This window comes from Falsiruegeria litorea R37 (assembly GCF_900172225.1).
Taxonomy (GTDB): domain Bacteria; phylum Pseudomonadota; class Alphaproteobacteria; order Rhodobacterales; family Rhodobacteraceae; genus Falsiruegeria; species Falsiruegeria litorea.
Genome location: NZ_FWFO01000001.1, coordinates 46,158 through 72,160 on the forward strand (window position 1 = coordinate 46,158; position 26,003 = coordinate 72,160).

Consider the following 26,003-nt stretch of genomic DNA (forward strand, 5'->3'; position numbering starts at 1 on the left):
GGGTCGTGAAAAAACACCTGATGCCACTCTTTAACGAAAGCGGTCCCGTAGTCGGAATATGGGATTCCTTCTGCATCGAGAATTGCCCTGAAAGTCTGAATAAGGGGTCATCTGGGCTTTCACTCGTGCCTGCCTCTGTAACGTCAGAAAACAATAGTGTTTTGTCCTGAATCAGCCAATGGCAATCAAGGTTTCAAATCGGGCTTGTCGTTCAGGGTACCATTTTCGGCGTCTACGGACTGCCAAACCCAGCCTAGAGCTGACCTGACCCCTTTGAGAAGAGCACGACCGAAACCCGCGCTCCGATCTCGGGGACGTGGTTTCGAGACAACTGCTCGGCCGAGTTGATAACCTTGCTCATCTTTTCAAAGATCATGGTGGAACTGTTCTCGTCGTTTCCAAGCATTTCTAAAATGGCCTCCAGTGCGATGTAGCCCTTCGGAAGGCCTTCATAGGCAAAACTCGCTCGTACTTCGTGTTTTGCCTGTTCCCAGAATGGATCAAGAAGGCGGCTCCAGGCTTCGCAAACCATCTCGACCGCCTGAAGCGAGAGATGACCAAACATATCCTGGTCATCAAGGTCCTGTCGGCTGCTGCGGCTCATGAATTGAGCACAGGCCATCATCAGGCTTTCGACGCGAGCCGGACGAAGATCCCACTCCGTCAGGGCTCCAACCTGACCCGAAATAGCTTCGAGGGCTTCTGTAAGATCAGCCAGCGACATGTGTGATTTTTCCGCGCCCAGACGTCGGGTTCGCTCGAAAGCGGTTTCAATCGAAGTCGCACAAGACACCTGGTCCCGGTCCAAGGCCAATCCTGCGTCCGTGTCTCGAAGCAAAACAAGTCGCGGCGGGAAGAAGCTACCGGGCTTATCCACGCCTTTCAGATGGAGAGCTGTAAACCGTTCGCTGGATGAAAGAAGTGCAAGCTCAGCACCCCAGGTGCCGCGAATGTCGGCCTTTTCCAGAAGCCTGATACGGTCAAGGGCAACCGAGAGCTTTGTGCGACTTAGGACGTCATGAAGGTTTCCACTCCGCAGACTTCTTTGAGATCCCAGATATTCTATAGTGCTATCGAGGATCACTTCGGCATCCTCCGGTTCTTCCTCCAGCACAGCGTCGATAAGGTCTTCGCCGGCCAAAGTTCGGTAGTTCCCGATGCGTTGTGCGATCTTTTCATCCGAGGCGAACTGGCCCACCGGAATGTCGACGAGGTGATAATTCACGGTGCCAAATGCGCTGTCGATCCGATCAATCCGGCCGAGCCCTTGGATCAACTCCTTCAGGTTTGAAGTGGCGCCGAGCAGGACCAAAGTGTCAGCGGATTGAAGGTTGATGCCTTCGGCCATTTTGTACGTCAGGAAAACAGAAGAAGGACCGGAGGGGGAGTTGCTCCCGCCAGGGCGGAAGAAGGATTCGACTGACTTGCCATCCTTGATGCGGACGAAACTTGCAGGTCTCTCGTCAAAGACGGATTCTACAGCCCGCTCCTTGTCTCTTGCAGGTATGCCCACGACGAAGTTCATGTGGTGGCCTCTTTGAGACAGCGCCTCTGCATAAATCTCCAGCGTGTCGATCCTCTCGGCAAGAAAAACCACTCGATCCTTGCTCTCCTGGATTTTCAAACAGGCTTTGTAGCGTTTTTCGTCCAGTTCGCTCAAAGGGCGCAGACTGAGTTTCTTTTGAAGTGCGTCGCACTTTGGAGATGACGGCACTGCATCAATTCCAAGCATCGAAAACATGTCAGCCTGAAGGATGCCATCGTCTTGATTTCGTGCGCCGGTCTTGCGCTCGAAATCTCGAAGCCATTTTCCAATCGCCCCTTGGGCCATTTCCCAGTGGGCTTGAGCGGAACTGACACGGAGAATGTTCTGAAGGTTGCGGATGTAGAGTTGGTCTTGCGTGCTTTGCTGGGTGTTGGCCTGGCCAAAGCGGGATTTTTCCACCGCCGTAACCCTGGCACCGGGCGCGAGATCTTTGCAGAGCGAGACAATCTCATCCAATTGAGCCTGTTCGGTCTTCGTTGTTTTCAGCTTCCTGGCACGGCCATGATTGGCGAGCTTCGGATAGCTGTGCCTCGTTCGATCCTTGCTTTCGCCAATGCATCGCCGTTGCCTTCTTGTGAGGAAGGGCGACAGGAGTTTAGAAAGCTCTGCGCGAGCCTGCCTTGAGAGAGCTGATCCTGTTTCAGAAAACTCAGGCGTGCTTTCTCCCTGTCCATTCAGGCAAGACAGACCATTCATTTCTCTTTCGAACAGTTCTCCCATCTCCTGGATGAAAGCTGGCGTGGTGTAGATTGATGCCCGTTTCTCCTGCATATGAGCAAGCCAGTCTACATCCCGGTTGCCAAGGAGCGTCGCTGACAGGCAGACATTCCAGCTTGGTGGCGCAAGTTCGATGGCGGCAGCCATTTGGGACGCCTGTTCAAACCCCGGCGTAACGGTATGACTTTCGTCGATGATCAGGACACCGTACTGGTCGAGCCTGAGCCCTGATTTTCTATCATCACCCGCCCCGCGCAAATGCTGTTTTGCGAGCATGCTGTTGGCAACTGCGGCCAGGGAATTTGTCGAGTATTTCTTCCAGCTCGGAATAACCTTGGGAGGAGCGATCACCGCTGCATTCTTGCGCGCCACCCCATGAACCGGAGATTTGGGAATGACCCGGGAGAACGTCTCAGAAAGCGCCTCGGCGAGATGGCAGCCAATTTCAGTTTTCCCCGAGCCTGTCGGCGCTTCGACGAAGGCAAGGCCGTGGTCATAGACTATCGAACAAGCCTCGTAAGTCAGGTCTTGTTGATAGCCATAGAGTGTATGGGAGGTGATGTCCTTCCGATCCCCGGTGAGCCAGGGCTTGAACCCTTTTTGCTCGCAAATCATCCGCGCAACCGCGTCTTCGGCAGTAACCGGCTTTATCAGCTTGTCGAGGATTTCCAGGGCTGCTGCGTTCCAATCGACAGAACTCTCCCAAATCTGCTCGGCGGCCTTCTGTCTTTCAGGCTGAAGGGCGTGTGTTCCTGTTTCCAGTCCATCAGCATATTTAATGTTTTGGAACAGGCCAGATCTAGAGAAGTTCGCCGAGCCTGCGACGGCGCCGACTGGAGAGCAGACAATTTTCGAGTGCATTCTCCGATCACTGGAAATGCCCAGATTGGCTCTGCCAAGTTCAGGATCGAACACGCGGAGATCAATGTTACCTCGCTGGATTGCGCTCTTCGCAAGCACAGCCAACAGATCACGTTCTTCTTCCACCTGAAGACCGGACCTCTCGAGCCAATAGAGTTTCATTTCCTCGGATACAGGCTTTGCCCTGCCAAAGCGCTTTGCATTTTGCGTATCGATCCCGAAGGCGATCCGGATACAGTCGTTGCTCTTGTTCACTGGATTTTTCAGGTCTGGCAGCTCTTTCATCAAAATCGAAAGAGAGGACAGAAAATCCTGGTAACCAGTGACGATCAGGCAGTCGCCAGAGACGATATGCGGGCGATAGAGATCAATGACCGGCCGATCAATATTGGTCCCAATCTTAGCGACCGCGTCCCCAGCTTCGAGGGCCATCGGTGGCTCAGTAGTCTTCAGGATCTTGTTTGGCTTGGTTCGAAGCCAAGGCGGGAGGCGGAACATATGATTGGCCTAATCTGGCATGTGAAGCAATTGCCCAGGCAAGAAACTCGGTTGCGGCACTTCTGATGATCCAGAAAGTACACCCAAAAACAAGTGGATGTAGGTTCTATTGAGATTGATCATCTCTGTCCGTTCTTTCACGCCTTTGGATCTCGCCATGAGGGTCGACTTTCTAAGGTTGTTTCACCTGAGTCCTAGCGAAAGATCTTCGCTGAGAGCTTGCTCAGCAAATCGCCGAGGCCTATTTGCTCAGAGTGGTTTGCAACGCTCGTCTCGGTTCCAAATTTGTCAGGGCTGTGCCGGCATTCACGTTCCTCGTGTTCCCCTAATCGGTCAAGCAGGGCGGCCTGCTGCCGCTCCACATCCGCAAGAATGGCCTCCATTTTCGAAAGCTGCTCATTGAGAGGCCGGTTGGCGACATTCGAGTTCCCCGACGGATCGCCATCTGAGCCCGGATTGCATTCGTAGTGCGAAATCAATTCGCGAAAGAGTGCGGTTTTCGCGCCATGTCTGAAGCCCGCGAATTCGGCTGCCATCTTTGAGAAATAGTCAAACTCCTCCTCCGTTACTCGAAATTGAAGTGGTTTGAATGTTGCTTCTTGTCTGGGTCTAGTCATTGATGTGGTTCCTTTCGTTGATGTCGCTCAAGCAGGGAGTTGGGTTGATCCGTCAGGGCCAAACCGGAACTTTTGTGAAATCGGCGGCACGGTTGGTTTTTGATGAAACTGCTCTCATCACTCAGTCCCGACCCTTGACCCGCTATGTTCGCTTGTTGCCATCTCTGCGATTTTGCGAACCAGATGCCACACACTGGTTCGGCGTGGATGGTCTTTGATCCAGCCGGTGACATCGCTGGCCGGGATGTCCAGGTCAGGTGCTCCGTGCTCGACCACCCGGACTTTGTAGTCGCTGACATCAGCGAGATCGGACATATTGCCGACCAGCGCCCTGGCGACTGGCGTTTCGTTCACATAAACAACAACTGTCAGCATCCTCGTTCCTTTCATGTGATTGGCTGCACTGATCGCTAGGCAGGTTGTTCAGCCCGGGCGTGCCCCGGGCCGCCGGGCATACGCTCCTTCAGTTTCGTGCAAGGTTTCTCGACTTGTGGTGCAGGAGGCCACGGACCAGCCGGTTCAGGAACCGGACACAGTGGTGGACCTTGTAGGTCTCCGTGAGAGCCTCGACATCGCCGACATCCAGCCTGAAAAACTCCCGCCTTAGCCCGTGTTCTGAGGCGTACTCGTCCACAAGGCTTGTGATGATCTCTGGCAGCTGGTGCGGTGACGGCACCGGGATCTCGTAAATCGTACAGCGACTGCGTAGCGGAGCTGGAACGTTTTCCAGATCATTCGCTGTGAGGATCCAGCTCACATGGCTGGCGTCCACGTCAGCCGCCAGGTACTTCTCCCGGTAGCGCCTGGCTTCCAACGGCTCCAACATGCCCAGGAGTTCGCCAGCAATGTCCCCATTGCGCCCGGAATGTGTCTTGTCGATCTCGTCCAGGATGATCACTGGGTTCAGAACTCGGGCTGTAGCAACCGCGTCTGTTACGATTCCGGGATGCGCAGTGTGCCACCCAGCGGATAAGCCAAACAGATGATTTTCGGATTTCCCGCCGACATTTGCAATTTTAGCATGCAGATCGAGCGCCTTACAGATCTGTCTGGCCACCGCAGTTTTGCCAACGCCAGGTGACCCGACAAGGAGTGTGGGCGGGATTTGGATGATGTCCGACCCCATGCCCCAGCTAGTTTCAATGCCCTCAGCAATACCTTCAATGAGCCGCTCGCAATGAGGGAAGCGTCTGGACACGGCCCGGAGCGTGTCCAAATCATTCAGGGATGCCAACCTGGCAAACTGCTCACTCCACTCGACGAGTTCCCGGATATGGGCTGGCATATCCCTTTGAAGGTTCCGAGGCAGGTATTCGAAGTTCACATTGTCGACGAGGTAGCGAGCAACTCCTGGCTGTTTGCCACTTCCGGTATAGGCATCCTGAGAAGTTGCCTTTGCGTGGGCCTTCGCGATGAGTGCCATGACATTCAACCAGATATCCCTGGTGGCCATCTGATCCAACGCTTTGGCTCCGCTGATTGCGGCAAACGGATCAATCTCCGTCAACCGATCAAATTCAACTTCGCGCCAGTCTTCCGGGTCGTCGCTGTATTGTGCGGCCTCCTCGACCCGATTGCACAAGACTTCCCTGAGATCTTTGACTCTAGCCGTTTCGAGAACCATGCTTTTGATGGTGTCCCAACAGTCGCAATCCCTCACAGCAATCAGGGCCACCCTGACGATGTCCGCGTTGTCGTGATCGAACCCGGCCAGGGCAAAAACCTCGCCGTCGATCCATGTTGTGTCGGCCTCCATCTCACCACCCCTTTGAGACGCAGGCGGGACACCGGTGACCAGAGACACCCCAGGAGATTTGCCCGAAGTAGCCACAGCTGCGGCACTGGAGAGCTTCGCTCCGGACTTGGGTATTCAAGCTGACCGTCGGAAAGTCCGCCATTCGTTCGGCGGCCGCCTCATGGGCATGCCAGCAGCACAGATTAGCATACCGGTAACCGATGCACTGAATCGCCGAGGCGTTTCCGCAGCGCTCGCATGATCTGTCTGCTTTCTGAACCGCCTCCCTCAGAATCGACTGGATGAACGGGTCTTCTCGCACGCCATCCAAGTGGATGCGAAGGGAACCGTATTTCTGCTTGATCTGGCCGACGGGAGGAAAACTCTTTTCGACCTTGTCACAGTGCAGTTTGATGTTTTCGAAACACTCGGTGACGATCTGAACCCAGCCGACATTGTCCTCGCCGAGGTGTTTCTCGACCGATCCACGGATGTCGTCGTAATCGAAGCCTTCAGTCATCGGATTGCTCCGTCCCTTCTTTAGCTCCGGTCGGATTGTTCGGCTTAAGGTTCTCAAAATGGACGACCAACCGGCTAAGACCCTCTTGAATCTCAGCCTGCACAACCGACCTCAGTGCGCTGAAATCATTGTCAGGCAGATCGATCAGGAGATCAGCAACACGACAATGAGTTCGGCTGTCCGCGTCAAAGGCAATCATCGGAAAGACGATTTTCATCACAGCGTCTAAGCCTAGAAAGCGCCGACTCTCCAATTCGAGATCAGAGTAAATCCGGCCGGTGCTCATATCGAACAGAACCGCCTCTTTGAGCTCGCGATTCACAATGCGGGTTTTGATTTCCGCGACCAAATCGTCGTTTGCATGTAACTTGAGCGGGCGTGTGGGTTCGTCTTTGGATCCGGAGTTGTCGGACATGTTTTGCCTCCAATAAGTGGTAGGAGGCGTCGGAATCGAACCGACTCGTGCACTCTAATCTGGAGCAATTACAGGAACATAAACCCCGCCCGCATACCAATGCTGCCTCCCACAGGTTTCCGTGTGGGCTATCGACCTCAGGTCGATATTCGCTGGCAGTTGATGCGTGCGTTGGTCATGCTCCAAGGCTGGAGGAACTTGGGTCGCGACGTCAAGACCGAGAACGAAAAAACTGAAAATTCACCGCGTAGTTCCGGGAACCTTCCCGTTTTGAGTGTGCGGGGAAAGCTGATTCAGCCAACTGGGTTGGCAGATTTCATCGGTCTTGAGTTGCCAGCAGTAAGACGATTCGGGGTATATTGCAGCCCGGATCCAGAGCATTGCTACCGACTTCGGCCGCTCGCAATGACGGCAGGCAGTTCTTATCAGACGTTTCTGCACAGCGCATCGAACGGCTTTCCGATTTTCGTTGCGCACGCCGACTAAGTCGGCTTTTTACAGGTTGAACCTCAACCTAAGGCCGAGCACGAGCGGATCATCTGCGTTATATCCCGGATTCTTGAGATATTGCACGTCTGCCGTTAGTGCCAAATTGTCAGAGATGTCCAGGCGATAGAAGGCCTCGAATGTGGTTTGATTTTTCAACCCGGCGGTTACGGGTTCTGCCCAGGTTGCAGCGATGCCAATCAGGTCATCATAGAACCCCGGTCGCCAGATCAGCCCGCCTGTAGCCCCCCTTTGGGCAATCGGGTCATTGCCGTCGGACCATCCAAGCCGCCCGAATATCATCAGATCGTTTTCAAATGTGTAGTTGCCGGACAGAACGACACCCGAGCTGGATGGCAGGCCTTTGTCCGCGCGGGCGTCGATGTGATAGGCACCGAGGTGGATATTGGTCAGGTAGCGTTGGTTCCGGGCGGGCGTCCAGCCTATCTGAGCGTATTTGTAGAACTCGGCCCCTCCCGGAAACCAGTCAACATCCGTCAACGACCCATTTGCATCCGAAACGATCCCAAGCACATAGATCTGATCGGTCAGGTGGACGCCGCCACCGATTCCAAAGCCGGGATCAGGGATTGTCAGGACTGGGTTGTAATTGATCGCAAAATTCTGAAACCCGGTGCGGGGGTTCACGTAGCCCAGAATGTCGGTGTAATCGCCCGGATCAATTCGGCCCGCAACGAGGCCGCCGCGCCCTCCCATGATCGCCTGAGACCAATAGGCAACAGACAGGACGGAGCCATTGTCGCCAAAGGTCAGGCCAGTGAGCCCGGCATAGCCAATCTCGCCAGCGAGACCGGCGGGTGTCTGGTCCAGGCCCAGCTTGTGCCGGTTCTCGAGGATGAAGACAAAGCTGCCGGGGTTACTGCCGTCACGATCTGCAAGTGTCCATGTGCCCAGAATTCTGGCTTGTCCTGCCGCGCCTTGGTCAACACCGGAAACGGTGCTGTTGGAGGTCTGATAAAGCGCCTGATAGTCAAACGACAGGGCAAGGCCGGTGTCTTTTCGCAACCTCTCTTTCCAGGACTCAGCAGGATCGATGGTGCGGTCAAATCCGGGCCATCGTGAGGTTTGCAGCCTGCGCAGCCGATCTTGTTCCTGCTGTGCTTCGGCGCTCGCAGGGCCACCTATCGAAGTTGTCGCGGCGACCTCAAGCCGATCCCGAGGACCTAAGTCCTGAGCAACCGCAGCTGAAGCAAAACTTGCCACCAAGACAGCCAATGCAATCCGGCACCACATCAGAAGAAGTTCAACCATGTCGTCATCCGTAGGGTCAGTTGATTGATGAATTGGAACTTTGCCCCCTGATCTGTCAGCACCAGCCCCTGACCGGAAGAGCCGGGCGGCAGGGTTACCCCGTGTGTCTCAAGGTTCAACACTACGACATAGGTTGTATCGGTGATTGCCGGCACTTCGGGCGTAGCGCCATCCAGATCGTATTCTGCATCCGGAGATGTCAGATAGAGGCCCGATACGGTTCCCTGGAACGTCTGTCCAGGAAATGCTTTGAACACCGCCTCGGCCTTTTGGCCTGGTTTGACATTGCGGATTTGGTTTTGGCTCAGGACAAGATTGATGACAGGCTTGTCGATGTCGAGGAACGCCAGCACCGGCACATTGGGCGTCACCCGGTTGCCTGACAGCAGGGTCATGGCAGGAATAATACCGTCAAAAGGCGCCCGGACGGTGGCGTTTGCCAGATCAACCTCAGCAAGGGTGACGGCCGCCTCGGCCACCGCCACATTGGCGCGCAGGGCTTCGACCTCGGCTTCAGCGACCGTGTTACTTGCCAACAGTTTCGCTTTGCGTGTCAATTGGTCTTGGGCAAGAGACAGCTGAGCCTTAGCTTGCTGCACAGCCGCCGCGTAAGGTGTCTTGTCGATCTCAAACAGAACCTCGCCTTTGGCAATCGGCGTGTGCGAGACGGCGACAACTTCGGTCACAGGTCCAGCAACTGCTGGCTTGATCCCGACGGAGCCGACTGTGACCACAGTTCCGCCCATGGGCGCATTCCAGTTGAGCGGCAGGAAGATCACCATGAAAGCGACGACACCCACAACAATGGGTGAGATCTTCATCCAGCCATACCATTTCGGGAAGACGCCAACCTTTACCAGCACCCAAAGCAGGCCCGTATAGCCACCTACCAGAAGCATGATCATGCGGCACCGCCTTCCGCGACATCCGTCGCAGCTACTTCAGCATCCGTGGATCCGGCATAGGCCCAAATCAACACGAGGGGGAATAGAACACCACCAGCAATCAAGGTAATCCAGCCGCCGACGGAAACCGCTGATCGATAGGGGTGTCTGCGCTTTGCAGCCACCCGACCGGGCCAACCACCTAGAAATACGAAAACCCCTATCCCGAGACCCGCCATGAAAAGGATCATACCAATAGCGATGTAATCAAGTGCGGTCATGAGAACTCCCCTAATTCAAATTTCGTCAGCAGGCAGCGTGAGCCACCCGCTTTTATGGCATCAGTTCAGCGTATTCTTGTAGATCACGCCGTCTTTCATGATCACGACAAGGTTCTTGCCCGGGTCAGTCAAAAGCGCGAGGTCTTCCAAAACGTTGCCGTCGACCAGAAGCAGATCAGCGTATGCACCCTCCTCAACAACACCCAGAGCGCCTGCTGTGTATGGATTGTTTGGCCCCATAAGATCGATGATCTCTGCTGCCGTTGACGTTGCCGCCCGAAGCGCGCCAGCCGAGCCGAGGTATTTCTCCAGTTGCAGCAATTCGAGGGCCGCAGTCTTGTCGAATCCGAGGGTTTGATTCCACTCAGCCAGAAGGTCGGTGCCAAATACGATCTTCACCCCATGCTTGAGCGCCGCCTCCATGGCGACAGGGTATTCGTCGTAGATCGATTTCCACTTGGCAAAGCTTGCCGGTGACAGAAACGCTGCTGCATTCTCTTCTGAAAGCCCGAGAACCGCTTCCAGATTGGGCTGCATGTAGACGCCTTTTTCTCCCATCAACTTGGCCGTCTCTTCGGTGATCAATGGAGCGTGAAGAATATGCGGAACACCGGCCTCAACAGCCATACGAACGGATTCATCGGTGTATGCGTGCACGGTCACAAAGGTCTTCATGTTTCGCGCCACTTCCACAGCTGCCGCAATTTCCTCGGGTGAGCCCTGCAAACCATGCAGCGGATCAAACCTGCTGGAAACACCGCCACCGACCATCATCTTTAGATGAGTTGCACCTTTCCGAAAGTTCTCTCTGCCACAGCGCCGGATTTCGGTTACGCCGTCGGCAATGCAAGCCGTGTAGTATTCATACCAACTTCTAATCCCCCCGGAGTTGTTGGGGTTGTATTCCATCCGCGTGCGAAAATCCCCATGCCCGTTAGTTTGCGTAATGAAGGCCTCGGCGGAATAGATGCGCGGCCCAAAAAAGCCAGCGTCTCCGTCGATCAGGTCCTTTAGATAAGTCGCCGGCCCGCCGACATCCATGACAGTGGTAAACCCATTCATGAGCATGCCTTCAGCCCGCTTCATCGCAATTGCGCCATGTGCAAGAGGGCTAAGCTCGTGACGCGCCGTTGATAATTCCCGCACAATAGACAAATGCGTATGCATATCCATCAGGCCGGGCATCAGGGTGCGCCCGTCGCCGTTGATAACAGTCGCCCCGCCTGCGTTAATCGCAGCGGTCGAGACTGTCTTGATCAGGTTTCCCTCAACCAACACGTTTGCGTTTTCAAGCAACCCGTCATTGACACCATCGAACACATTGACGTTCGTAAACAATGTCTGTGCTGGCTCATCCTGGGCCGAGGCCATCGTCGCTGCGAGGGAAAACGCGATAACTGTTAGTGCCTTCATCATCATATCAATTCTCCAAGATGTTGTACTCAAAAGCTTTTTCCCTTCGCATAATATCCAGGCAAAAAGCATGTTCAGTTTCTTACCGCTTGCGTGCCTGGTGCGTTGATTACTCACTTGGCCCGCCATAGGAGCCGGATATCTTCTGAGCAGCCTTTGCCACGTCAACCATTTCCGATGTGGTCACAATGGGAGTCGCGGTGCCAGTATCGACTGTTCCAGCTCCAAACATGGTAATCTGAATCGGCCCGATATCGACGGATTTCGGACACTCAATGACGACGTAGCTTTTGTAGTTGTACATCCCAAAGTAGTAGTCGATCAGCTCGCATCCTGCGGCGTTCATGAGCGCCTCGGCGTTGGGGCCACGATCCTGAGGATTTGCAAGAATTGCACCCCAGGTCGATGGGTCTGCGATACCTTCCAGCATATAGCGGGTCGTTCCTTCGGCATGTGCCCTGGTCGCAAGGATTGAGAGCGCAGTCACCAGAGCCATCATTTTCATTGAGTTTCCCCTTAGCTAGTTGTGAATATCGTTGGAGTTTGACGACAAGGTTCCCAAGAACGCCTCAAGATCGACCAGATCCCGATCCGTCAGATCACCGTGGAATACCTCGTCCGCGAGCGTCGACCCGGACACGGCGCGATAGTTGTTCAGAACCTGTGCCAGAGAGTTGAAAGCGCCGTTGTGCATGTACGGAGGGCGATCAGACACGCCACGCAAGGTAGGTGTCTTGAACGTGCCAGCGTACTTGTGCGTATTCCGGTCTAAGAACCGGATATGATCACCGTCTGCCTGCGGATCTGCGTCGCTCCATTTACCAAAGAACCCGAATTCTGTGGCCTCAAGATCGTGAAAAGCTGCGCCCCGCCCCGCATCCGGTTCTCCGTTTTCCGGAGTTCCCGAATGGTGGAATTCTCCGTTGGTGAACATGGGGCCATTGTGGCAATTGACGCATTTGGCTTTGCTGACAAACAGCCTCAGACCACGTGTTTCCGCTGTCGTCAGGATGCTGATTTTGTTGCTGCCGCTGCGCAACGCGTCGGCATACAGATCAAACCGGGTTATTTCCGGCAGCACTGTGCGGACATGCGCTGCCAACGCCTTTCCGATGTTCGCAAACACCTGATTGACCGATTGGCTTTTGGCGTCGCCGTCAAACACCTGCTGATAGGGCTGCAAGTAATGCGTCATCACAAGCTGTCGCACTTGATACCGGTCAATCCCGTGCTCAACGGGGTTTTCCAGCGGGCCAAGTGTTTGTGACCAGAGCGAATCCGCCCGACCGTCCCAAAAGAACCATTTCTGATAGGCCATTCCGACAATTGGCATGGTGCGGCGGCTGGCGACATCAATGCCGATGCCTTGGGGAAGGTCATCGGTGAACCCATAGTCCTGCCGATGGCAGGTCCCACAGCTGACGTTACCGTTGGCGCTGAACCGGGTGTCGTGGAATATCGCACGCCCCAACGCTGCGGCGCTTGGATCATTGGCGTATTTGTTCGAAGGTGAAAGTGGTGGAGGCGGCAGTTGGGACAACGATAGGGATTTGATCAGCGCCAACTCGCGTTCAGTCCAATCAATGGGATCAATTTCTGCGGCCTTGCTCGGGTTGGATAGAACCACGCAAAAGCAGAATGCTGCCAGCAACAAGTCGACCCGTCCCCACGAACCAAGAGATTTAGCTTCCATCTGTACCTCCCTTGGCTGGGGCACTCTGGTTTTCACCGATAATCAGGTTGAAACGCAAAAGATGACGGCTTCCTGCTCCCGAGATGTCCAGAGTGGCCTCCCAGTACCCGGGCATGTGGAAGTTCATTCCACGAACAAGGTACAGACCCGGTGTATCAGACTCTTGAACGAGCGGAGTGGTGGTCATGCCGTGCAGATGCTCGGGCATGTCCGCAGTCAGAACTATGTCCGCGCCGACAACCGGCAGGCCGTTCTTGTCCTGCAAGGACAATCGCCAAGTGTGCACGCCATTCAGAGGAAGTTTAGGAAAATCAGTCTCATAGGACGCCTGCAACGTTCCGTACCGGGTGGCCACTGTTGTGGACGTGTCCAGATCCGCCGGGCGTTCCCGGCGCACCTTGCCAATGGCATCCATTGCGCCTGCCATATCCGGCAGGGCGAAGATTGAGAGCAAGAGCAGGAGCAACCAATGCATGATGTTGAGCCAGCCACAGACGTATGATGCCTCCGGCCTCCTTTTTCGCTGGTCTACCCAATGGTGTCTTTGATCACTCGCAGGAAGTTTCCACCCATGATCTTGGCGATGTCTTCGTCCGAATAGCCACGCTTGATCAGGCCACGGGTCATGTTCGGATAGGCCGAGTTGTTCTCCCAGCCCACATGCCCGTCGGACCAGGGCCAAACCTCGAACTCTCCGATGTTTGCGACGACTTCTTCGTCCCATTCCGGGGCAGACAGGATTTGTTCGAATGTCGCCGGGATAATGAAATCAGAGCCGAATCCGACACCATCAACACCTGCAATGTTAACCGCATGATCAACGTTATCGAGCATATCTTCGACGGTGCATTTGTCACTGCCAGCAATGGCCGTAGGCGTACTGATAACCCCCATCACGCCGCCTTTGTCAGCGACTGCCCTGATGGCCTCATCCGTTGTCGCCCGTGTCTGATTAATCTTTGACAACATCCCCGCATGCGAAATGACGATGGGCCTGGTCGAGACTTCCGCCGCACGCATCTGAGTTTCAGGCGAGCTGTGGCCAGTATCGACCAGCATCCCAATCTCGTTCATCCGCTCAACCACCATGTGACCCAAGCGACTGAGACCAAAGCGGTTTTCCAGCGCTTCAGCACTGCCAGCCCCGACTGCGTTTGTCGCATTGTAGGTGATCTGAACGATGCGGAGCCCTTTGCGGTGCATCTCGTCCAGGCGATTTACAGCGTCGTCCAGAAACTTGGTGTTCTGTGTGCCCGGCATGAAGCCGACTTTGTCGGTTTTCTTTGCCTCCAGAATATCCGCATGGTTCAACGTCATCATCGCGTCATCTCGGAATAGGTGCATCATGCGATAAAGTGCATCCAGATCCCTATTCAACGCCTCCCAACTCCACCATTCCTGCGGCTTGAAAACGGTGTCCGGGGTCCAGCGCAGCATGTCCGAAATCCCAATCGAGAAGTTGCCAGATGTGCCGCCCCCACGTTTCATGTTGGTGATGAACTCGGGGTAGAATGTGCACTCCGAAAGACCGTCAAAGATGATCAGGGACTCGTGCAATTCCTTGGCGTGATCTTCCTGTTCCGGTGTTAGGCCAAAATCATAGACCGTTGCCGGGGCGCTGATGTATTTGAAATTCTTGTTGCCACTAAACCCGCCATATTCATCCAGTTCGCGGGCCAGGGCCGGTGCACCAAGAAGGGGGAGGGCCGCAGCGGATTGCGCTGCCAGGGCCATCAGTTCACGGCGGGAAAACGTGTTCTTGTTTGACATGAATTGTCCTTTTCAATGGTGGTGCCCGGATTTCGTGGACAGTCTGTAACTGCGGCTGGCGAGAAAATTTTCAAATCCGCGAAGCCTTTGCGCGTGTTGGAAAAAATATGGTGGTGGCGACATATCTATGTTCGAAGTTAGTCTGGGAAAACGTGGCTGTCTTATCCCTTGGGTACAGTAACATCATATTGCCGTCCTTGAATGAATGACAACGCCAAGCTAATTGGTCTAGATTAGTCGGATGCCTGATAGCTCCCCCCCATTGGTTCGCGCCGCGCTCCTGATGCCGCTCATACTCCACTTCGAAGGTCGTGGAGGGGATGTGGATCTCTTGTTAGACGATATGCAAATCTCCCGTTCCGTCAGAACGGATTTTGATCGGCTCATCCCAGTAAAAGCCATCTATGAAACCATTGATGAAATCGCCACTCGGCTTGGGGATCCATTTTTGGGGGCCACAGTCGGGCGCGACATGGCACGAAATGCGATGGGACCGGTGACACAGCATCTGGCCAGCGAGCAAACGGTGGGTAATTTGCTGGATCGTTTTTTGATTTCTGTTGGATCCTATGGGAATTCCACCAACTATAGGCTAGAGAATGACGGGCAATACGCGACGCTGAAAATGGCTCGAAAAGTCGAACCGGACGCCAATCCGGCCCACCCGGATGCGCTTACCCTGGCACTTCTTATCGAGCAAATTCGACCACGTGTGGGCCAAGCCTGGAACTCAAAGGATGTACTGGCCGTAGTCGTAGACGAAACCGTCGTGCCCGAGTGGTTGCTCCCCCGTTCTTCCTTGATCACCGGTTCAAAGATGGGACTGACTTTGCGTTTTCCCTCTCGATGGATGGTTATGAACCGGGCGTACTCGCCCGTCGACAAATCTTTGGGAGAGGCGGACAAGGAGTATGACACCTTGGAGGAAGCGGTGCGGAGCTTCTGCAACGAACACATAAGTGATCCCAAGCTCGACATCACCAAAACCGCCCGCGCCTGCCGCCTTCACCCCAAGGCGCTGAGCCGAAAGCTGGCCAACGAAGGCACATCCTTCAAGGCAATTTTGGATAAACAAAGGCAGCAATACGCAACCACGGCAATTGGCGAAGGTAAGATGACGGTGACAGAAATCGCCCTTCACACTGGATTTACACAAGCATCCAATTTTGCACGGGCTTATCGACGCTGGACAGGTGAAACGCCCTCTAAGGCCCGGTCGAAACAAAGATGAATTGAATTCGCCTTGTCTAGTCGATCCTGCCCGTTCGCGCCCTTTGAAATTTGGTATGGCTTGATTCAGATCAGCATTTGGCCTTTTGCTTGCATGGAATTCTCAAAAAGCAACGAAAGTTTACTGCGAGCTGATCACGGCCTGCACGTAATGGATGGTCAGCACAAAGTAGACATTGCGGCGGGAGCAACTGAAGGTCAACGTATGCCCATTCGCTCGACTTTGCAAAGCCCGCAATCTGCGCATGACTGCTGTTGCGTGAGAAAGCAGCGACTGGCAACAGCCCACCCTATATCTACAAATGCTGAACCCGTATTCCTCCCGTTGGGGGCGTTGAAGGCGAGACGTACAAACCGCGGGCCAAGCTCAACTAAATCTTGCACTTTGCGACATCAAATGCACTTAATGCTAGAGAATCATAACCTCAAAGTTGATCCCGCTGATGTCGCTCGCCCGACGAGGTAGAGACTTAAGAAAAAAATGCAACCTTATGGGTAAATCGTGCAAAATTATGCGCAAACGCTGTGAAGTATTATGGGCGAAACTCCGTGAATTTCTTTAATGAATTCAATGAAGGTGATGCAGAGTTATGCGCGCACCTACAGGGGTTTGTAGGGACGCGTACAAAGCTGCACACACCCCATAAGATTGCACGAATTGCGCATAAGTCTGCATGATTTCCCCCATTTAGATTGTGAGGCAATTGCAATGCAATCAGAACGAGATGAGCAAGAATTGGGCGAAGAGCCTTGCTATGGCATTGTGGGGGCAAATTTACTTGGCCGCTTGAAATTCTTCTATCTCGCCAACTCCAATTTCGCCCTACGAAAGGATCCTGGCGACTGGATAGGTAAAGGCCCCCAAGGTTGCTAACACGCACTTCCCGCTGTCCGGTCGTCTTAGAACGGATCTTGGGAGTTTGTTCCACTCTGTTCTAATGGCCGCAAGGCGCAGGAAGTGGACTTTGCAAAGTCGCGATGAACGCAGCCAGGCACACGACACAAACGGCCCACTCCGGACCTTCGCCCTACCTTCACGTTTCTGCAGCCGCAGCCCGCTTACCGGTCATTCGCCGCGTGTGCGAAATCCGGATCTGTTCGAATTTACAGATCGCGGGACAAACCACCAATTCGATGCGGTTGCGCCAATGGCGGCTTTGAGAAAATCGGCGCATCGGCTACACTTTCCCTTCGAAGTTGACCGGAGAGCGTTGTGTTGGAAGTTGATGAACAGATTGAAAGTATTGAACGGCTTAGAGAACTGCTGCCGACCGAAGGGTTTACCAACACTTTTCTCAAGGTAAGTGATCGGCTGAATGATACTGCGCGGAAATTCATTGAGCTTGCACCATTTATTGTCGTTGCAACTAAAGCGTCTAACGGTCTGATTGATGTTTCGCCGAAAGGTGACCCAGTTGGTTTCGTAGAAGTTTACGATGACAAAACACTCATTATTCCAGACCGGCTCGGCAACCACCGTGTCGATGGCTTTCAAAATCTACTGGAAGACCCGAACATCGCTGTTCTCTTCGTCGTACCGGGTCACGGCGATACGCTGCGTGTTGCGGGCAAGGCTCGCATTGTTCGAGATGCTGCGATCAGCAAACGGCATGCGATCAACGGCAAGCAACCTTTGCTCGCGCTTGTTATAGAGGTCGAGGAAGCCTTCATGCACTGTTCTAAGTCATTCATTCGATCTCGATTGTGGCACGCTGACCATTGGCCCAAGCGAAAGTCGGCCCCCACACTCGCTGAATGGGTGATATCCACAGTTGACCGCGAACAAACGCTTCAAGAGGTCGAGGACGATCACACGGCAGATGAAGGTACTCGGCTCTACTGAAGTTCCGGACAACTGTCATCCGAGCACATGGCAGCATCCGCTTCGGGCTCCTTGCGGTCATCTGACGACTTTTGTCGGGCTTTTGGGAGCAACTCACCACCCGACGGCTACTAAGCGGAATTTCCCCGACCTTCGCCGTGATTACACCTACGACCGCTTTCGGTCGGCAGGGCAAAAACCGATCGTTGTCGCCGATAAAAAACAAATAAGTTTTGGCTGCTCGATCAGCCTATTCATCCAAGTTTGGCTTGTCCCAAGGTTGCGCTGCGTCCGCGTAGAGTATGCGGCTCGGTTTGTGCTTTTCAGGTTCATCGAGTGATGAAGCATGTACATACAAGCAATGCTCCATTCGCTCACTGCGCCGGGTCAGGGGAGAGCCGCAGGTTGAGCAAAAGCTGCTCCAAGTGGGTTGGCCCGATCCACCGGCCATTTGATATTCCCGAGAGGGGCCCTCAAGCTGAAAGGTCTCTGCGACCAATGGAAACATTTCCGAATGCCCGGTTCCGGTGAGCTGTTGGCAATCGCGGCAGTAGCATCGGAAAGATGAAATATCAGAAAGTTCTCCACGATACCGGACCGCGCCGCACTTACATCCGCCAGAAATCCCTTTACTCATCTTTGACCTCTTTGCGTAGTCAGCACAATGCCCCCGCACATCCTAGCCTCCATCTTGCTCTAGCCCCGCTTGCCCTTGGCTTTCGCGATGCTATGGTTTTTGGCTAAGAAAACCAAGCGTTGTTGGAGGGGCATGGGATGTCGGATCCGTTTCAAGATGTAGATGCAGCAGGTGCCGAGTTCATTTCAGCGTTTGCTGATTCTATGGACGAACGTCAGTCCGACCCCATAATGGAGAAGATCGTCTCAAGATATCTGGGGAAACTCGAGTTCGCTGAAGGTAGCTTGACGATTGAAGTCGGGTGCGGTGCGGGAGCAGTCACTCGCCGTGTTGCCGAGAAAGCCAATCCTGAGCGTGTTATTGGTTTCGAGCCATCTGTGGGCTTCGTCCAAGAAGCAAGAACGCGGGTCAGTGACCATGAAAATGTTGAGTTTGAGGTTGCGGCAGGGGCGTCTCTGCCGTTGGAAGATGGGTCGGTTGATAACTTGATCATGCACACTGTGCTGACCCATGTTGAAGATCCAGTTCCGCTTTTGACCGAAGCCGTGCGCGTCATAAAGTCTGGAGGGCGTCTTATCTTATGTGATGCTGACTTTTCAAAAGCGTCACTGGGAAACCTACCAAACGATCCTCTCGACGCATGCGCCAAGATATTTGTCAAAGAGTTCGTCACCGATCCGTATGCGGTCGCCAAGTTGAAAAAGCTCGCTTCTGACGCGGGGTTTAAAGTCGAAGACTTCAATTTCCAAAGCCGCAGCGTTCTGGATAACGACCAAATGCTTCCTTGGGTCGAAGAAACTGGCAAAGTGTTGATGAAACGTGGGGAAATTGGAGGAGAATTGCATAACGGCCTAGTTGCTGAGTATCGCCGTCGCGCAAAAGAAGGCACTCTCTATGGATATCAGGTATTCGCAACACTGATTGCCAGACGCCCATAGTCTATCGGGAAATGAGACCTTCATGCGCTGCGCAGCATCGGTCAAAGTGGGCTCTCTACCGCCATTAGATCGGCCGCAGAAAATCCAGCTACGAAGTCTCAGGCCCTTGTCGTGGACGGCCCAGAGACGCCGTCTGCTGCCCCGTGGATTGCTGCGTTGCGGCCCGTCGAACCAGCCATTCGCTGCGGGCGCGAAATCAAACCGTAGGCGAACTGGTGGTGTGCGGGACGATGCGGTAGATTGCGGCGAGCCAAGGGGATATTCCAGTTACTTGTTGGACGGGATGGCTGGATCTTGCAGTCGAAACCATCAAACTGGAAAGGTTTGTCGAATTCTGACATTCTCAAATAGATTGCAGGCGTGAACCCACTAATGCAGAACTTGGAAAACGGTCCCAGTATGAATCAAGTCCTCGTTTCTGATGCAGTTAAACGTCGTTTGGTCGAAAGAGAGATCCGCATCCAGCAATCGGTCGAGGTTCAGCGGTTCAACCCCAGTATTGTCCTCGGCAACATCACCCTGGCACTGATCTTTTTTGTTATCGACCCAAATTTGGTCATTTCTAGCGGTGCGGTATTCGTCTATGCGCTAACGGCGATATTGGTCGCCCAATCAATCCGCAGTTACTTACGGCTTCGTCATCGTGAGAGGCCTACTGACGTCGGCTCGCGCCGCATTCAAAAAATCAATTTTTACGCGGGCCTCATCGGTCTCAATTGGACGATCTTCTCCTTGCTGGCGTTAAGGCTTGCAGATCCGGTCACATCGATGGTGATCGTGCTTGGTACGTCTTCATTCGCTCTTGCGTCTTTGGTTTCAATGGCTTCATCGCCTATCGCAGGCTCGCTGGCCGCATTTCCGGTTATCTTTGCAAACGGCTTCGGGATGGCCTTTTTCGGACATCTTCCGGTTTCTACTGCACTTTTGGTTTCTGCATCACTGGCGACAATCACGTTCTTCGGCGTAGCCGCGAATTGGCAAAAAACCAAAATGAACGTTCTGACACAAGTCGACAGCATGTTGGCCAAGGCTGATCGCGCAGAAACAATGGAGAGACTGTCTCACCGCTTAGCCAAGTACCTTTCCCCACAACTATACTTGTCGATTCTGACAGGAGAGCAAACCGAAGAAATTGTTTCAAAACGCAAAAAGCTGACCGTTTTCTTTTCGGATATAGTCGGCTTTTCCGAGATCACGGACAGATTGGAAAGTGAAGAGCTGTCGACGTTGCTCAACCGATATTTGACTGAAATGTCTCTAATTGCCGAAAGCCATGGTGGCACAATCGACAAGTTCATCGGTGATGCAATTGTGGTCTATTTTGGGGATCCTGAAAGCAAGGGTGCGAAGAAGGATGCACTAGCATGCGTCCGCATGGCGATTGAAATGCAAGAGCGTGTCCGTGAGTTGAAACAAGAATGGTTAAACCTGGGGTTGGAAGAAACTTTCGATCTGCGCATCGGCATCAATACAGGTTATTGCACAGTGGGAAATTTCGGCTCAGATCAAAGAGTTGATTACACGATTATCGGTAGCGAAGTGAATCTGGCGGCGCGTCTGGAATCTGCGGCTGATAATGGCTGCATCCTTTTGGCTAACGAGACTTATGCCCTTGTAAAGGATTGGATTGCTGCAGATGAGCAGGAGCCGATGCGCGTAAAGGGGTTTGAGCGCCCTATCAGGACCTTTCAGGTGCGCAGAACTGCGGAGCTAGACACCGCAGAAGCACTAACTTTCCATCGCAGGGAAGCGAACCTTTCCCTGAAGATGAACCACGCCCTCATGAACGACACCGAGCGTGAGCTGTCAGCATCCATTTTGCGTGAGGCGCTTGAGAAACTCGATGGACGACCTGCGAGCTAGTACGTAATCCGAAAAAGTTGAACCGGTATTAGGGCTCAGTTGCAGCGAAAGCAAAAATCAGGGCGCTATTTAAGACACAGAACTCATGGATGACGGTGTCGGGTGCAGCTCTCTTCTTTTCGGTTTAACGCCCAGATTGGGATATTCCGCTTTGGGCTCCTTGCGGTCATCTGACGACTTTTGTCGGGCTTTTCAGGCTGAATGTCTGCTTTCTTCGACTGCGAGAGTTTGTTTTGCGACTGCAGAGAATGACCGGTTTCCGCCCAAGGTGTTTGATCGCCTGCTCTGATGACTAGTTAAGATGAAATACAGAGCAAGTTCCTAGATCAGGGCATCAACAGCTATTCCGAACTTCAGCAGAACTGTTCTTGAAGGCGGCAATCCCATGCTGATTGAGAGTGCCTTCGAGGAATTTCCAAGGCTGCATGCATATGTTCAATGCCGGTTCGCGATGATGTTTCTTTGAATTGCGAAAAACTATGGGCGAACTGCGCAATATTATGGGGTGTGCGAAGTGCTATGCGCACACCTACAACCCCTTAGAAATCTAGGTTTTCCACACTCAACGCATTCTGCTGGATGAATTCGCGACGCGGTTCCACGATGTCGCCCATCAGCTTGGTGAACAGATCGTCGGCTTCAACCATGTCATCCACTCGCACCTGCAACAGGGTGCGTGCATCCGGGTCCAGCGTGGTTTCCCATAGTTGGTCCGGGTTCATTTCGCCCAATCCCTTGTAGCGTTGCAGCGAGAGACCCTTTTCGCCCTCTTCGAGGATGGCACGCAGAAGGTCCAGCGGGCCATGGATGACTTGGGCACGGTCACGACGGATCAACTGGCAGGATGTCGAATATATCTCTTGCAGGCTTTGGGTGAAGCTGCCGGTCTTGCGTGCCTCGCCCGAGCGGAGCATTGGGCCGTCGAGTGTGCGCACCTCTTCGACGCCGCGCAGAATACGCGCCAAGCGAATACCGTGATCCTGGGTGATCCGGCCCTGCCAGCCACGTTCGTATTCCAGCGCGATTTGGTCCAGACGCGCAGCGACCTTGTCAGCCACGCCTTGCAGGTCTGCATCCACGGCGCCAGGTACAAAGGCACCGGCCACAGCGGCCTGTTCCAGGATGTGGCGGGGATAATGCGTCGGGAAGGCATCCAGCACGCGCTTGAGTTGCCGCGCTTCATCGACCACGCGGGTCAAGTCTTGGCCGATGATCTCTTCACCCGAGCCGAGTTTCAGAACCGCGCCATCAACGCCCTGATTGACCAGATAGTCATCCATTGCGGCCTGATCTTTCAGGTACACTTCGGATTTGCCACGCGACACTTTGTAAAGCGGTGGTTGCGCGATGTAGAGGTACCCGCCTTCGATCAACTCGGGCATCTGCCGATAGAAGAAGGTCAGCAGCAGCGTGCGAATGTGGGCGCCGTCGACGTCCGCATCGGTCATGATGACGATCTTGTGGTAGCGCAACTTTTCGATGTTGAACTCATCCCGGCCAATGCCAGTGCCAAGCGCCATCACGAGGTTGCCGATTTCCTGGCTCGACAGCATACGGTCAAATCGCGCGCGTTCGACGTTCAGGATCTTACCCTTGAGCGGCAGGATCGCCTGTGTTTGCCGGTCGCGACCCGTTTGGGCTGAACCGCCAGCCGAGTCACCCTCGACAAGGAAGACTTCGGTTTTCGACGGGTCTTTTTCCGAGCAATCCTTGAGTTTCCCAGCCAGATAGTTGACGTCCATCGCCGTCTTGCGGCGGGTCAATTCGCGGGCTTTGCGGGCGGCTTCGCGGGCCAGAGCGGCCTCGATGATCTTGCTGACCACCTGTTTGGCAATATTGGGGTTCTCTTCAAACCACTCCGCCAGCTTCTCGTTCATCAGCCCCTCGACCGCAGGGCGGACTTCGGAACTGACCAATTTGTCTTTGGTTTGCGAACTGAACTTGGGATCGGGCACCTTCACCGACAGCACGCAGGTCAGCCCCTCACGCGCGTCGTCACCGGTAAAGCTCACCTTTTCCTTTTTGGCGATACCGGACGACTGTGCATAGTTGTTGATCGTCCGTGTCAGCGCGCCACGAAAGCCGGCCATGTGGGTGCCGCCATCCCGCTGGGGGATGTTGTTGGTAAATGGCAGCACCGTCTCGTGATAGCTGTCATTCCACCACATGGCGATTTCAACGCCGATGTCATCGCGCTCGCCCTTGATATAGATCGGTGCGTCCATGACCGGGGATTTGGAGCGGTCGAGGTATTTGACGAACTCGTTCACGCCACCTTCGTAATAAAGCTCGGATTCCAGCCGCTCTGCAGGGCGTTCGTCGATCAGGATGATGCGTACACCCGAGTTCAGGAAGGCGAGCTCGCGCAGGCGTTTTTCCAGCGTTTCGAACGAGTATTCGAGGTTCGAGAATGTATCGGTCGAAGCAAGGAACCGCACTTCGGTTCCGGTTTGCTCGCCGCAGTCACCAACAACTTCTAGATGCTTGGCCGTATCGCCGCGCTCAAAGCGTGCGATATGTTCTTTGCCATCACGCCAGATGCGCAGCTCCAGCCAATCGGACAGGGCGTTCACAACCGACACACCCACGCCGTGCAGACCGCCCGAAACCTTGTACGAGTTGCTGTCGAACTTACCGCCCGCGTGCAGCTGGGTCATGATGACCTCGGCCGCGGATACGCCTTCTTCTTCGTGGATGCCCACCGGAATCCCGCGCCCGTTGTCGCTGACGGAAACGCTGTTGTCGGCGTGAATTTTGACGGTCACATGGTCGGCGTGACCGGCCAAGGCCTCGTCAATTCCGTTGTCCACGACCTCATACACCATGTGGTGCAAACCCGAGCCATCGTCGGTGTCGCCGATGTACATGCCGGGGCGTTTCCGAACGGCTTCCAAGCCCTTGAGAACTTTGATGGAATCGGCGCCATATTCTTCGGGTGCCTGATTGTCTTCGGACATGCGGTGAGTACCTTCATTATTTTGTCACCTTATACGTTTTCTGGGGGGGATTGTCACGCCATCCCACCAGATTTTGTGTCACGTAAAGGGAATGATCAGACCCACGCAAATCAACAGGCAACCAGCCATGATATTGGTCCGTCGCATGGCCTGTGGCGAGGTCAAAACACTGCGCAACCGGTCGATGAACAGGGCAAAGGCAAGGTTGCCCAGCAGGGGTACAGTGAAGGACAGCGCAAGGATCGGGAGGATGTCAGTGCGGGTGATCTGGCTGAGGTCAAAGAAGCCCGGCAACATGCCCATGTAGAACAGGATCGCCTTGGGGTTGGCCAAAATGACGATCAGCCCAGCCATGAATCCCGCCCATTTTCCGGGTTTGGTCAGCGCCTTGTTTTCGCGGATCGTGTCGCCTGCATGACGCAGCACGCCGATCCCCATCAACAGGAACACCCCGCTGGCCACATAGCGCAGGACGGTCATGAAACCTTCGACCTCATTGACCAGCCAGGACACGCCGATGATCGCCAATAGCGGCCAGAGGATGTCACCAATCGCGACGCCAAGGGCCAATGGCCAGGCCGCCTGGAACCCACCGCTCAGCGAGCGTGCGATGATTGCCAGCCAGACGGGGCCGGGCGTCAGGAACAAAACCAGCAGGGCGCCAGCGTATAGGGTCAACTCCCAGGCGGTGATGGTCATGGGGCGTGAACCTCGGACACGCCATCTTGTTCGGTGACGTCCAGGAACTGCGCGCGGGTCTCCAACTCGGCGAACAGCTCGGGCCCTGTGCCCGTCATCCAGGCTTGGGTGCCAAGCGCGCAGATCTCGTCATACAGCGCCGCGCGGCGGTTTGCATCCAGATGGGCGGCAACCTCATCCAGCAGAACGATGGGCGGTGCCCCTGTCTGGTCGGCCAATGCGCGGGCGTTGGAAAGGATCAGTGACACCAGCAGCGCCTTTTGCTCACCCGTCGAGCAATCCTTGGCGGGCACACCTTTTGCAGCAAACACGCCGTACAGGTCACTGCGATGCGGTCCGACCAACGTGCGTCCTGCCGCCAGATCGCGGAACCGGCTCTCGATCAGCGCCTCGCGCAGGTCGGCCTCGGTTTCAGGCATGGCACCCTCGGTTTGCACCAACTCCAAATCGGCGGACGGAAAGGCCGTCTGCGCCCGCTCCTGCGCCTGACGGACCAGTTCCAGAGCCGACAGCCGTCCCTGATGGATACGGGCCCCTGCCTCGGCCATCTGCCGTTCCAGCGCCACGTACCAGTGATCGTCGCGGATCTGCTCCTTGAGCAGTTTGTTGCGCTCGCGCATGGCCTTTTCGTAAAGCAGTGACGCCTCGGCGTGGCCGGGATCAAAACTCAACGCCATGCGGTCCAGAAACCGTCGCCGCCCATCTGCCCCTTCGATCCACAGCCGATCCATTGAGGGCACAAGCCAAACGACCCGCGACAGCTGCCCCAAAGCCACCTGATTGGCCGCCTTGCCGTTGACCCGCACTTGTCTGGCGGCGCCCCCATCGGACCAGGTTTCGATCTCGTGGGATTGGCCCTGAACGTCCAGCACGCCCTGAAGTTTCCAGCCCAAAGCCTCGGGCCGCCGGGTCATCTCGGCCGCACTGGCACGTCGCATCCCGCGTCCGGGCGAGAACAGGGACACTGCTTCCAGGATATTGGTCTTGCCCGCCCCGTTGGCCCCGTGAATGGCAATAGGCCGGCCATCCAACGACAGCCGCGCCACCTTGTGGGACCGAAAGTGGGAGATGGTCAACTCGGTCAGAGCCAACACGTGACCGCCCCCTTCATCTTTTCAAAAATACTCGCGCCGCAGGCATTGCGCAGAA

22 protein-coding genes are annotated in these 26,003 nt (G+C 54.7%); 4 read left to right on the forward strand and 18 right to left on the reverse strand.

All coding sequences use genetic code 11. The features are described 5' to 3' along the window. Positions 1 to 253 precede the first annotated feature (253 nt). From TRL7639_RS00260 to TRL7639_RS00325, 14 genes are all read right to left on the reverse strand, one after another. A complete protein-coding gene (locus tag TRL7639_RS00260) occupies positions 254 to 3,556 on the reverse strand; it encodes a DEAD/DEAH box helicase family protein (protein WP_235820212.1) in 3,303 nt (1,100 codons plus the stop codon). Positions 3,557 to 3,816: 260 nt separating this feature from the next. Next, positions 3,817 to 4,158 (reverse strand): hypothetical protein, encoded by a 342-nt coding sequence (locus tag TRL7639_RS00265; RefSeq protein WP_165759711.1) that lies wholly within the window; start codon positions 4,156 to 4,158, stop codon positions 3,817 to 3,819. Between the two features lie 198 nt (positions 4,159 to 4,356). After that, positions 4,357 to 4,614, reverse strand: a complete 258-nt coding sequence (locus TRL7639_RS00270; protein ID WP_085793823.1) for a hypothetical protein — start codon at positions 4,612 to 4,614, stop codon at positions 4,357 to 4,359. A gap of 88 nt (positions 4,615 to 4,702) precedes the next feature. After that, positions 4,703 to 5,995, reverse strand: coding sequence for an AAA family ATPase (locus tag TRL7639_RS00275; RefSeq protein WP_085793824.1), 1,293 nt, complete (start codon positions 5,993 to 5,995; stop codon positions 4,703 to 4,705). A 1-nt stretch (position 5,996) separates the two neighbouring features. Beyond that, positions 5,997 to 6,494 carry a hypothetical protein gene (locus TRL7639_RS00280; protein ID WP_085793825.1) on the reverse strand — a complete coding sequence of 166 codons (498 nt, stop codon included), beginning with the start codon at positions 6,492 to 6,494 and terminating at the stop codon, positions 5,997 to 5,999. Further along, positions 6,487 to 6,909: a hypothetical protein gene (locus TRL7639_RS00285; protein WP_085793826.1), complete on the reverse strand. Its 423-nt coding sequence runs from the start codon at positions 6,907 to 6,909 to the stop codon at positions 6,487 to 6,489. The genes TRL7639_RS00280 and TRL7639_RS00285 overlap by 8 nt, the downstream gene beginning before the upstream one ends. Positions 6,910 to 7,404: 495 nt before the next feature. Then, positions 7,405 to 8,667: a carbohydrate porin gene (locus TRL7639_RS00290; RefSeq protein WP_085793827.1), complete on the reverse strand. Its 1,263-nt coding sequence runs from the start codon at positions 8,665 to 8,667 to the stop codon at positions 7,405 to 7,407. Then, the gene (locus TRL7639_RS00295) at positions 8,649 to 9,572 is read right to left on the reverse strand and encodes an efflux RND transporter periplasmic adaptor subunit (protein ID WP_085793828.1); all 924 of its coding nucleotides are present in this window, start codon (positions 9,570 to 9,572) and stop codon (positions 8,649 to 8,651) included. The genes TRL7639_RS00290 and TRL7639_RS00295 overlap by 19 nt, the downstream gene beginning before the upstream one ends. Further along, complete coding sequence (locus tag TRL7639_RS00300) at positions 9,569 to 9,832, reverse strand: DUF3302 domain-containing protein (RefSeq protein WP_085793829.1); 264 nt, start codon at positions 9,830 to 9,832, stop codon at positions 9,569 to 9,571. The genes TRL7639_RS00295 and TRL7639_RS00300 overlap by 4 nt, the downstream gene beginning before the upstream one ends. Before the next feature lie 60 nt (positions 9,833 to 9,892). Further along, the gene (locus TRL7639_RS00305; protein ID WP_165759712.1) at positions 9,893 to 11,362 is read right to left on the reverse strand and encodes a metal-dependent hydrolase family protein; all 1,470 of its coding nucleotides are present in this window, start codon (positions 11,360 to 11,362) and stop codon (positions 9,893 to 9,895) included. Next, positions 11,355 to 11,750 carry a GYD domain-containing protein gene (locus TRL7639_RS00310; RefSeq protein ID WP_085793831.1) on the reverse strand — a complete coding sequence of 132 codons (396 nt, stop codon included), beginning with the start codon at positions 11,748 to 11,750 and terminating at the stop codon, positions 11,355 to 11,357. Before TRL7639_RS00310 ends, TRL7639_RS00305 begins: the two co-directional genes overlap by 8 nt. Positions 11,751 to 11,765: 15 nt before the next feature. Continuing rightward, positions 11,766 to 12,938, reverse strand: a complete 1,173-nt coding sequence (locus tag TRL7639_RS00315; RefSeq protein WP_085793832.1) for a cytochrome-c peroxidase — start codon at positions 12,936 to 12,938, stop codon at positions 11,766 to 11,768. Further along, the gene (locus TRL7639_RS00320) at positions 12,928 to 13,413 is read right to left on the reverse strand and encodes a FixH family protein (protein WP_085793833.1); all 486 of its coding nucleotides are present in this window, start codon (positions 13,411 to 13,413) and stop codon (positions 12,928 to 12,930) included. The genes TRL7639_RS00315 and TRL7639_RS00320 overlap by 11 nt, the downstream gene beginning before the upstream one ends. A 53-nt stretch (positions 13,414 to 13,466) precedes the next feature. Further along, positions 13,467 to 14,708 (reverse strand): dipeptidase, encoded by a 1,242-nt coding sequence (locus TRL7639_RS00325; protein WP_085793834.1) that lies wholly within the window; start codon positions 14,706 to 14,708, stop codon positions 13,467 to 13,469. Positions 14,709 to 14,949: 241 nt separating this feature from the next. Here TRL7639_RS00325 and TRL7639_RS00330 point away from each other — a divergent pair, with 241 nt between their 5' ends. Together TRL7639_RS00330 and TRL7639_RS00335 are read left to right on the forward strand one after the other, a co-directional pair. After that, a complete protein-coding gene (locus tag TRL7639_RS00330) occupies positions 14,950 to 15,939 on the forward strand; it encodes an AraC family transcriptional regulator (RefSeq protein WP_085793835.1) in 990 nt (329 codons plus the stop codon). A gap of 1,212 nt (positions 15,940 to 17,151) precedes the next feature. Next, a complete protein-coding gene (locus TRL7639_RS00335; protein ID WP_085793836.1) occupies positions 17,152 to 17,781 on the forward strand; it encodes an MSMEG_1061 family FMN-dependent PPOX-type flavoprotein in 630 nt (209 codons plus the stop codon). Positions 17,782 to 18,010: 229 nt separating this feature from the next. Here the strand turns inward: TRL7639_RS00335 and TRL7639_RS23520 are convergent, their stop codons facing one another. Next, positions 18,011 to 18,397 (reverse strand): GFA family protein, encoded by a 387-nt coding sequence (locus tag TRL7639_RS23520; protein WP_085793837.1) that lies wholly within the window; start codon positions 18,395 to 18,397, stop codon positions 18,011 to 18,013. 137 nt (positions 18,398 to 18,534) lie between these two features. Here TRL7639_RS23520 and TRL7639_RS00345 point away from each other — a divergent pair, with 137 nt between their 5' ends. Continuing rightward, positions 18,535 to 19,335 (forward strand): class I SAM-dependent methyltransferase, encoded by an 801-nt coding sequence (locus TRL7639_RS00345; protein WP_085793838.1) that lies wholly within the window; start codon positions 18,535 to 18,537, stop codon positions 19,333 to 19,335. Positions 19,336 to 19,734: 399 nt separating this feature from the next. Further along, positions 19,735 to 21,198: an adenylate/guanylate cyclase domain-containing protein gene (locus TRL7639_RS00350; protein ID WP_235820214.1), complete on the forward strand. Its 1,464-nt coding sequence runs from the start codon at positions 19,735 to 19,737 to the stop codon at positions 21,196 to 21,198. A 539-nt stretch (positions 21,199 to 21,737) separates the two neighbouring features. On the opposite strand, the gene gyrB is transcribed toward TRL7639_RS00350, so the two are convergent. The 3 genes from gyrB to recF all read right to left on the reverse strand — a co-directional run bounded on the left by gyrB (position 21,738) and on the right by recF (position 25,948). Continuing rightward, positions 21,738 to 24,155: a DNA topoisomerase (ATP-hydrolyzing) subunit B gene (gene gyrB / locus TRL7639_RS00355; RefSeq protein WP_085793840.1), complete on the reverse strand. Its 2,418-nt coding sequence runs from the start codon at positions 24,153 to 24,155 to the stop codon at positions 21,738 to 21,740. Positions 24,156 to 24,233: 78 nt separating this feature from the next. Further along, positions 24,234 to 24,854, reverse strand: coding sequence for a LysE family translocator (locus tag TRL7639_RS00360; RefSeq protein ID WP_085793841.1), 621 nt, complete (start codon positions 24,852 to 24,854; stop codon positions 24,234 to 24,236). Then, positions 24,851 to 25,948 (reverse strand): DNA replication/repair protein RecF, encoded by a 1,098-nt coding sequence (gene recF, locus TRL7639_RS00365; protein ID WP_085793842.1) that lies wholly within the window; start codon positions 25,946 to 25,948, stop codon positions 24,851 to 24,853. The genes TRL7639_RS00360 and recF overlap by 4 nt, the downstream gene beginning before the upstream one ends. Positions 25,949 to 26,003 lie beyond the last annotated feature (55 nt).

Bases quoted from the DNA above. Each gene is read 5' to 3' on its own strand.
- TRL7639_RS00290 (WP_085793827.1), bottom strand. From the start codon at position 8,667: ATGGTTGAACTTCTTCTGATGTGGTGCCGGATTGCATTGGCTGTCTTG.
- TRL7639_RS00320 (WP_085793833.1), bottom strand. From the start codon at position 13,413: ATGCATTGGTTGCTCCTGCTCTTGCTCTCAATCTTCGCCCTGCCGGAT.
- TRL7639_RS00275 (WP_085793824.1), bottom strand. From the start codon at position 5,995: ATGGAGGCCGACACAACATGGATCGACGGCGAGGTTTTTGCCCTGGCC.
- TRL7639_RS00345 (WP_085793838.1), top strand. From the start codon at position 18,535: ATGTCGGATCCGTTTCAAGATGTAGATGCAGCAGGTGCCGAGTTCATT.
- gyrB (WP_085793840.1), bottom strand. From the start codon at position 24,155: ATGTCCGAAGACAATCAGGCACCCGAAGAATATGGCGCCGATTCCATC.
- TRL7639_RS00310 (WP_085793831.1), bottom strand. From the start codon at position 11,750: ATGAAAATGATGGCTCTGGTGACTGCGCTCTCAATCCTTGCGACCAGG.
- TRL7639_RS00295 (WP_085793828.1), bottom strand. From the start codon at position 9,572: ATGATCATGCTTCTGGTAGGTGGCTATACGGGCCTGCTTTGGGTGCTG.
- TRL7639_RS00285 (WP_085793826.1), bottom strand. From the start codon at position 6,909: ATGTCCGACAACTCCGGATCCAAAGACGAACCCACACGCCCGCTCAAG.
- TRL7639_RS00330 (WP_085793835.1), top strand. From the start codon at position 14,950: ATGCCTGATAGCTCCCCCCCATTGGTTCGCGCCGCGCTCCTGATGCCG.
- TRL7639_RS00315 (WP_085793832.1), bottom strand. From the start codon at position 12,938: ATGGAAGCTAAATCTCTTGGTTCGTGGGGACGGGTCGACTTGTTGCTG.
- TRL7639_RS00350 (WP_235820214.1), top strand. From the start codon at position 19,735: ATGAATCAAGTCCTCGTTTCTGATGCAGTTAAACGTCGTTTGGTCGAA.
- TRL7639_RS00300 (WP_085793829.1), bottom strand. From the start codon at position 9,832: ATGACCGCACTTGATTACATCGCTATTGGTATGATCCTTTTCATGGCG.
- TRL7639_RS23520 (WP_085793837.1), bottom strand. From the start codon at position 18,397: ATGAGTAAAGGGATTTCTGGCGGATGTAAGTGCGGCGCGGTCCGGTAT.
- TRL7639_RS00280 (WP_085793825.1), bottom strand. From the start codon at position 6,494: ATGACTGAAGGCTTCGATTACGACGACATCCGTGGATCGGTCGAGAAA.
- TRL7639_RS00270 (WP_085793823.1), bottom strand. From the start codon at position 4,614: ATGCTGACAGTTGTTGTTTATGTGAACGAAACGCCAGTCGCCAGGGCG.
- TRL7639_RS00360 (WP_085793841.1), bottom strand. From the start codon at position 24,854: ATGACCATCACCGCCTGGGAGTTGACCCTATACGCTGGCGCCCTGCTG.
- TRL7639_RS00325 (WP_085793834.1), bottom strand. From the start codon at position 14,708: ATGTCAAACAAGAACACGTTTTCCCGCCGTGAACTGATGGCCCTGGCA.
- TRL7639_RS00260 (WP_235820212.1), bottom strand. From the start codon at position 3,556: ATGGCCCTCGAAGCTGGGGACGCGGTCGCTAAGATTGGGACCAATATT.
- TRL7639_RS00265 (WP_165759711.1), bottom strand. From the start codon at position 4,158: ATGGCAGCCGAATTCGCGGGCTTCAGACATGGCGCGAAAACCGCACTC.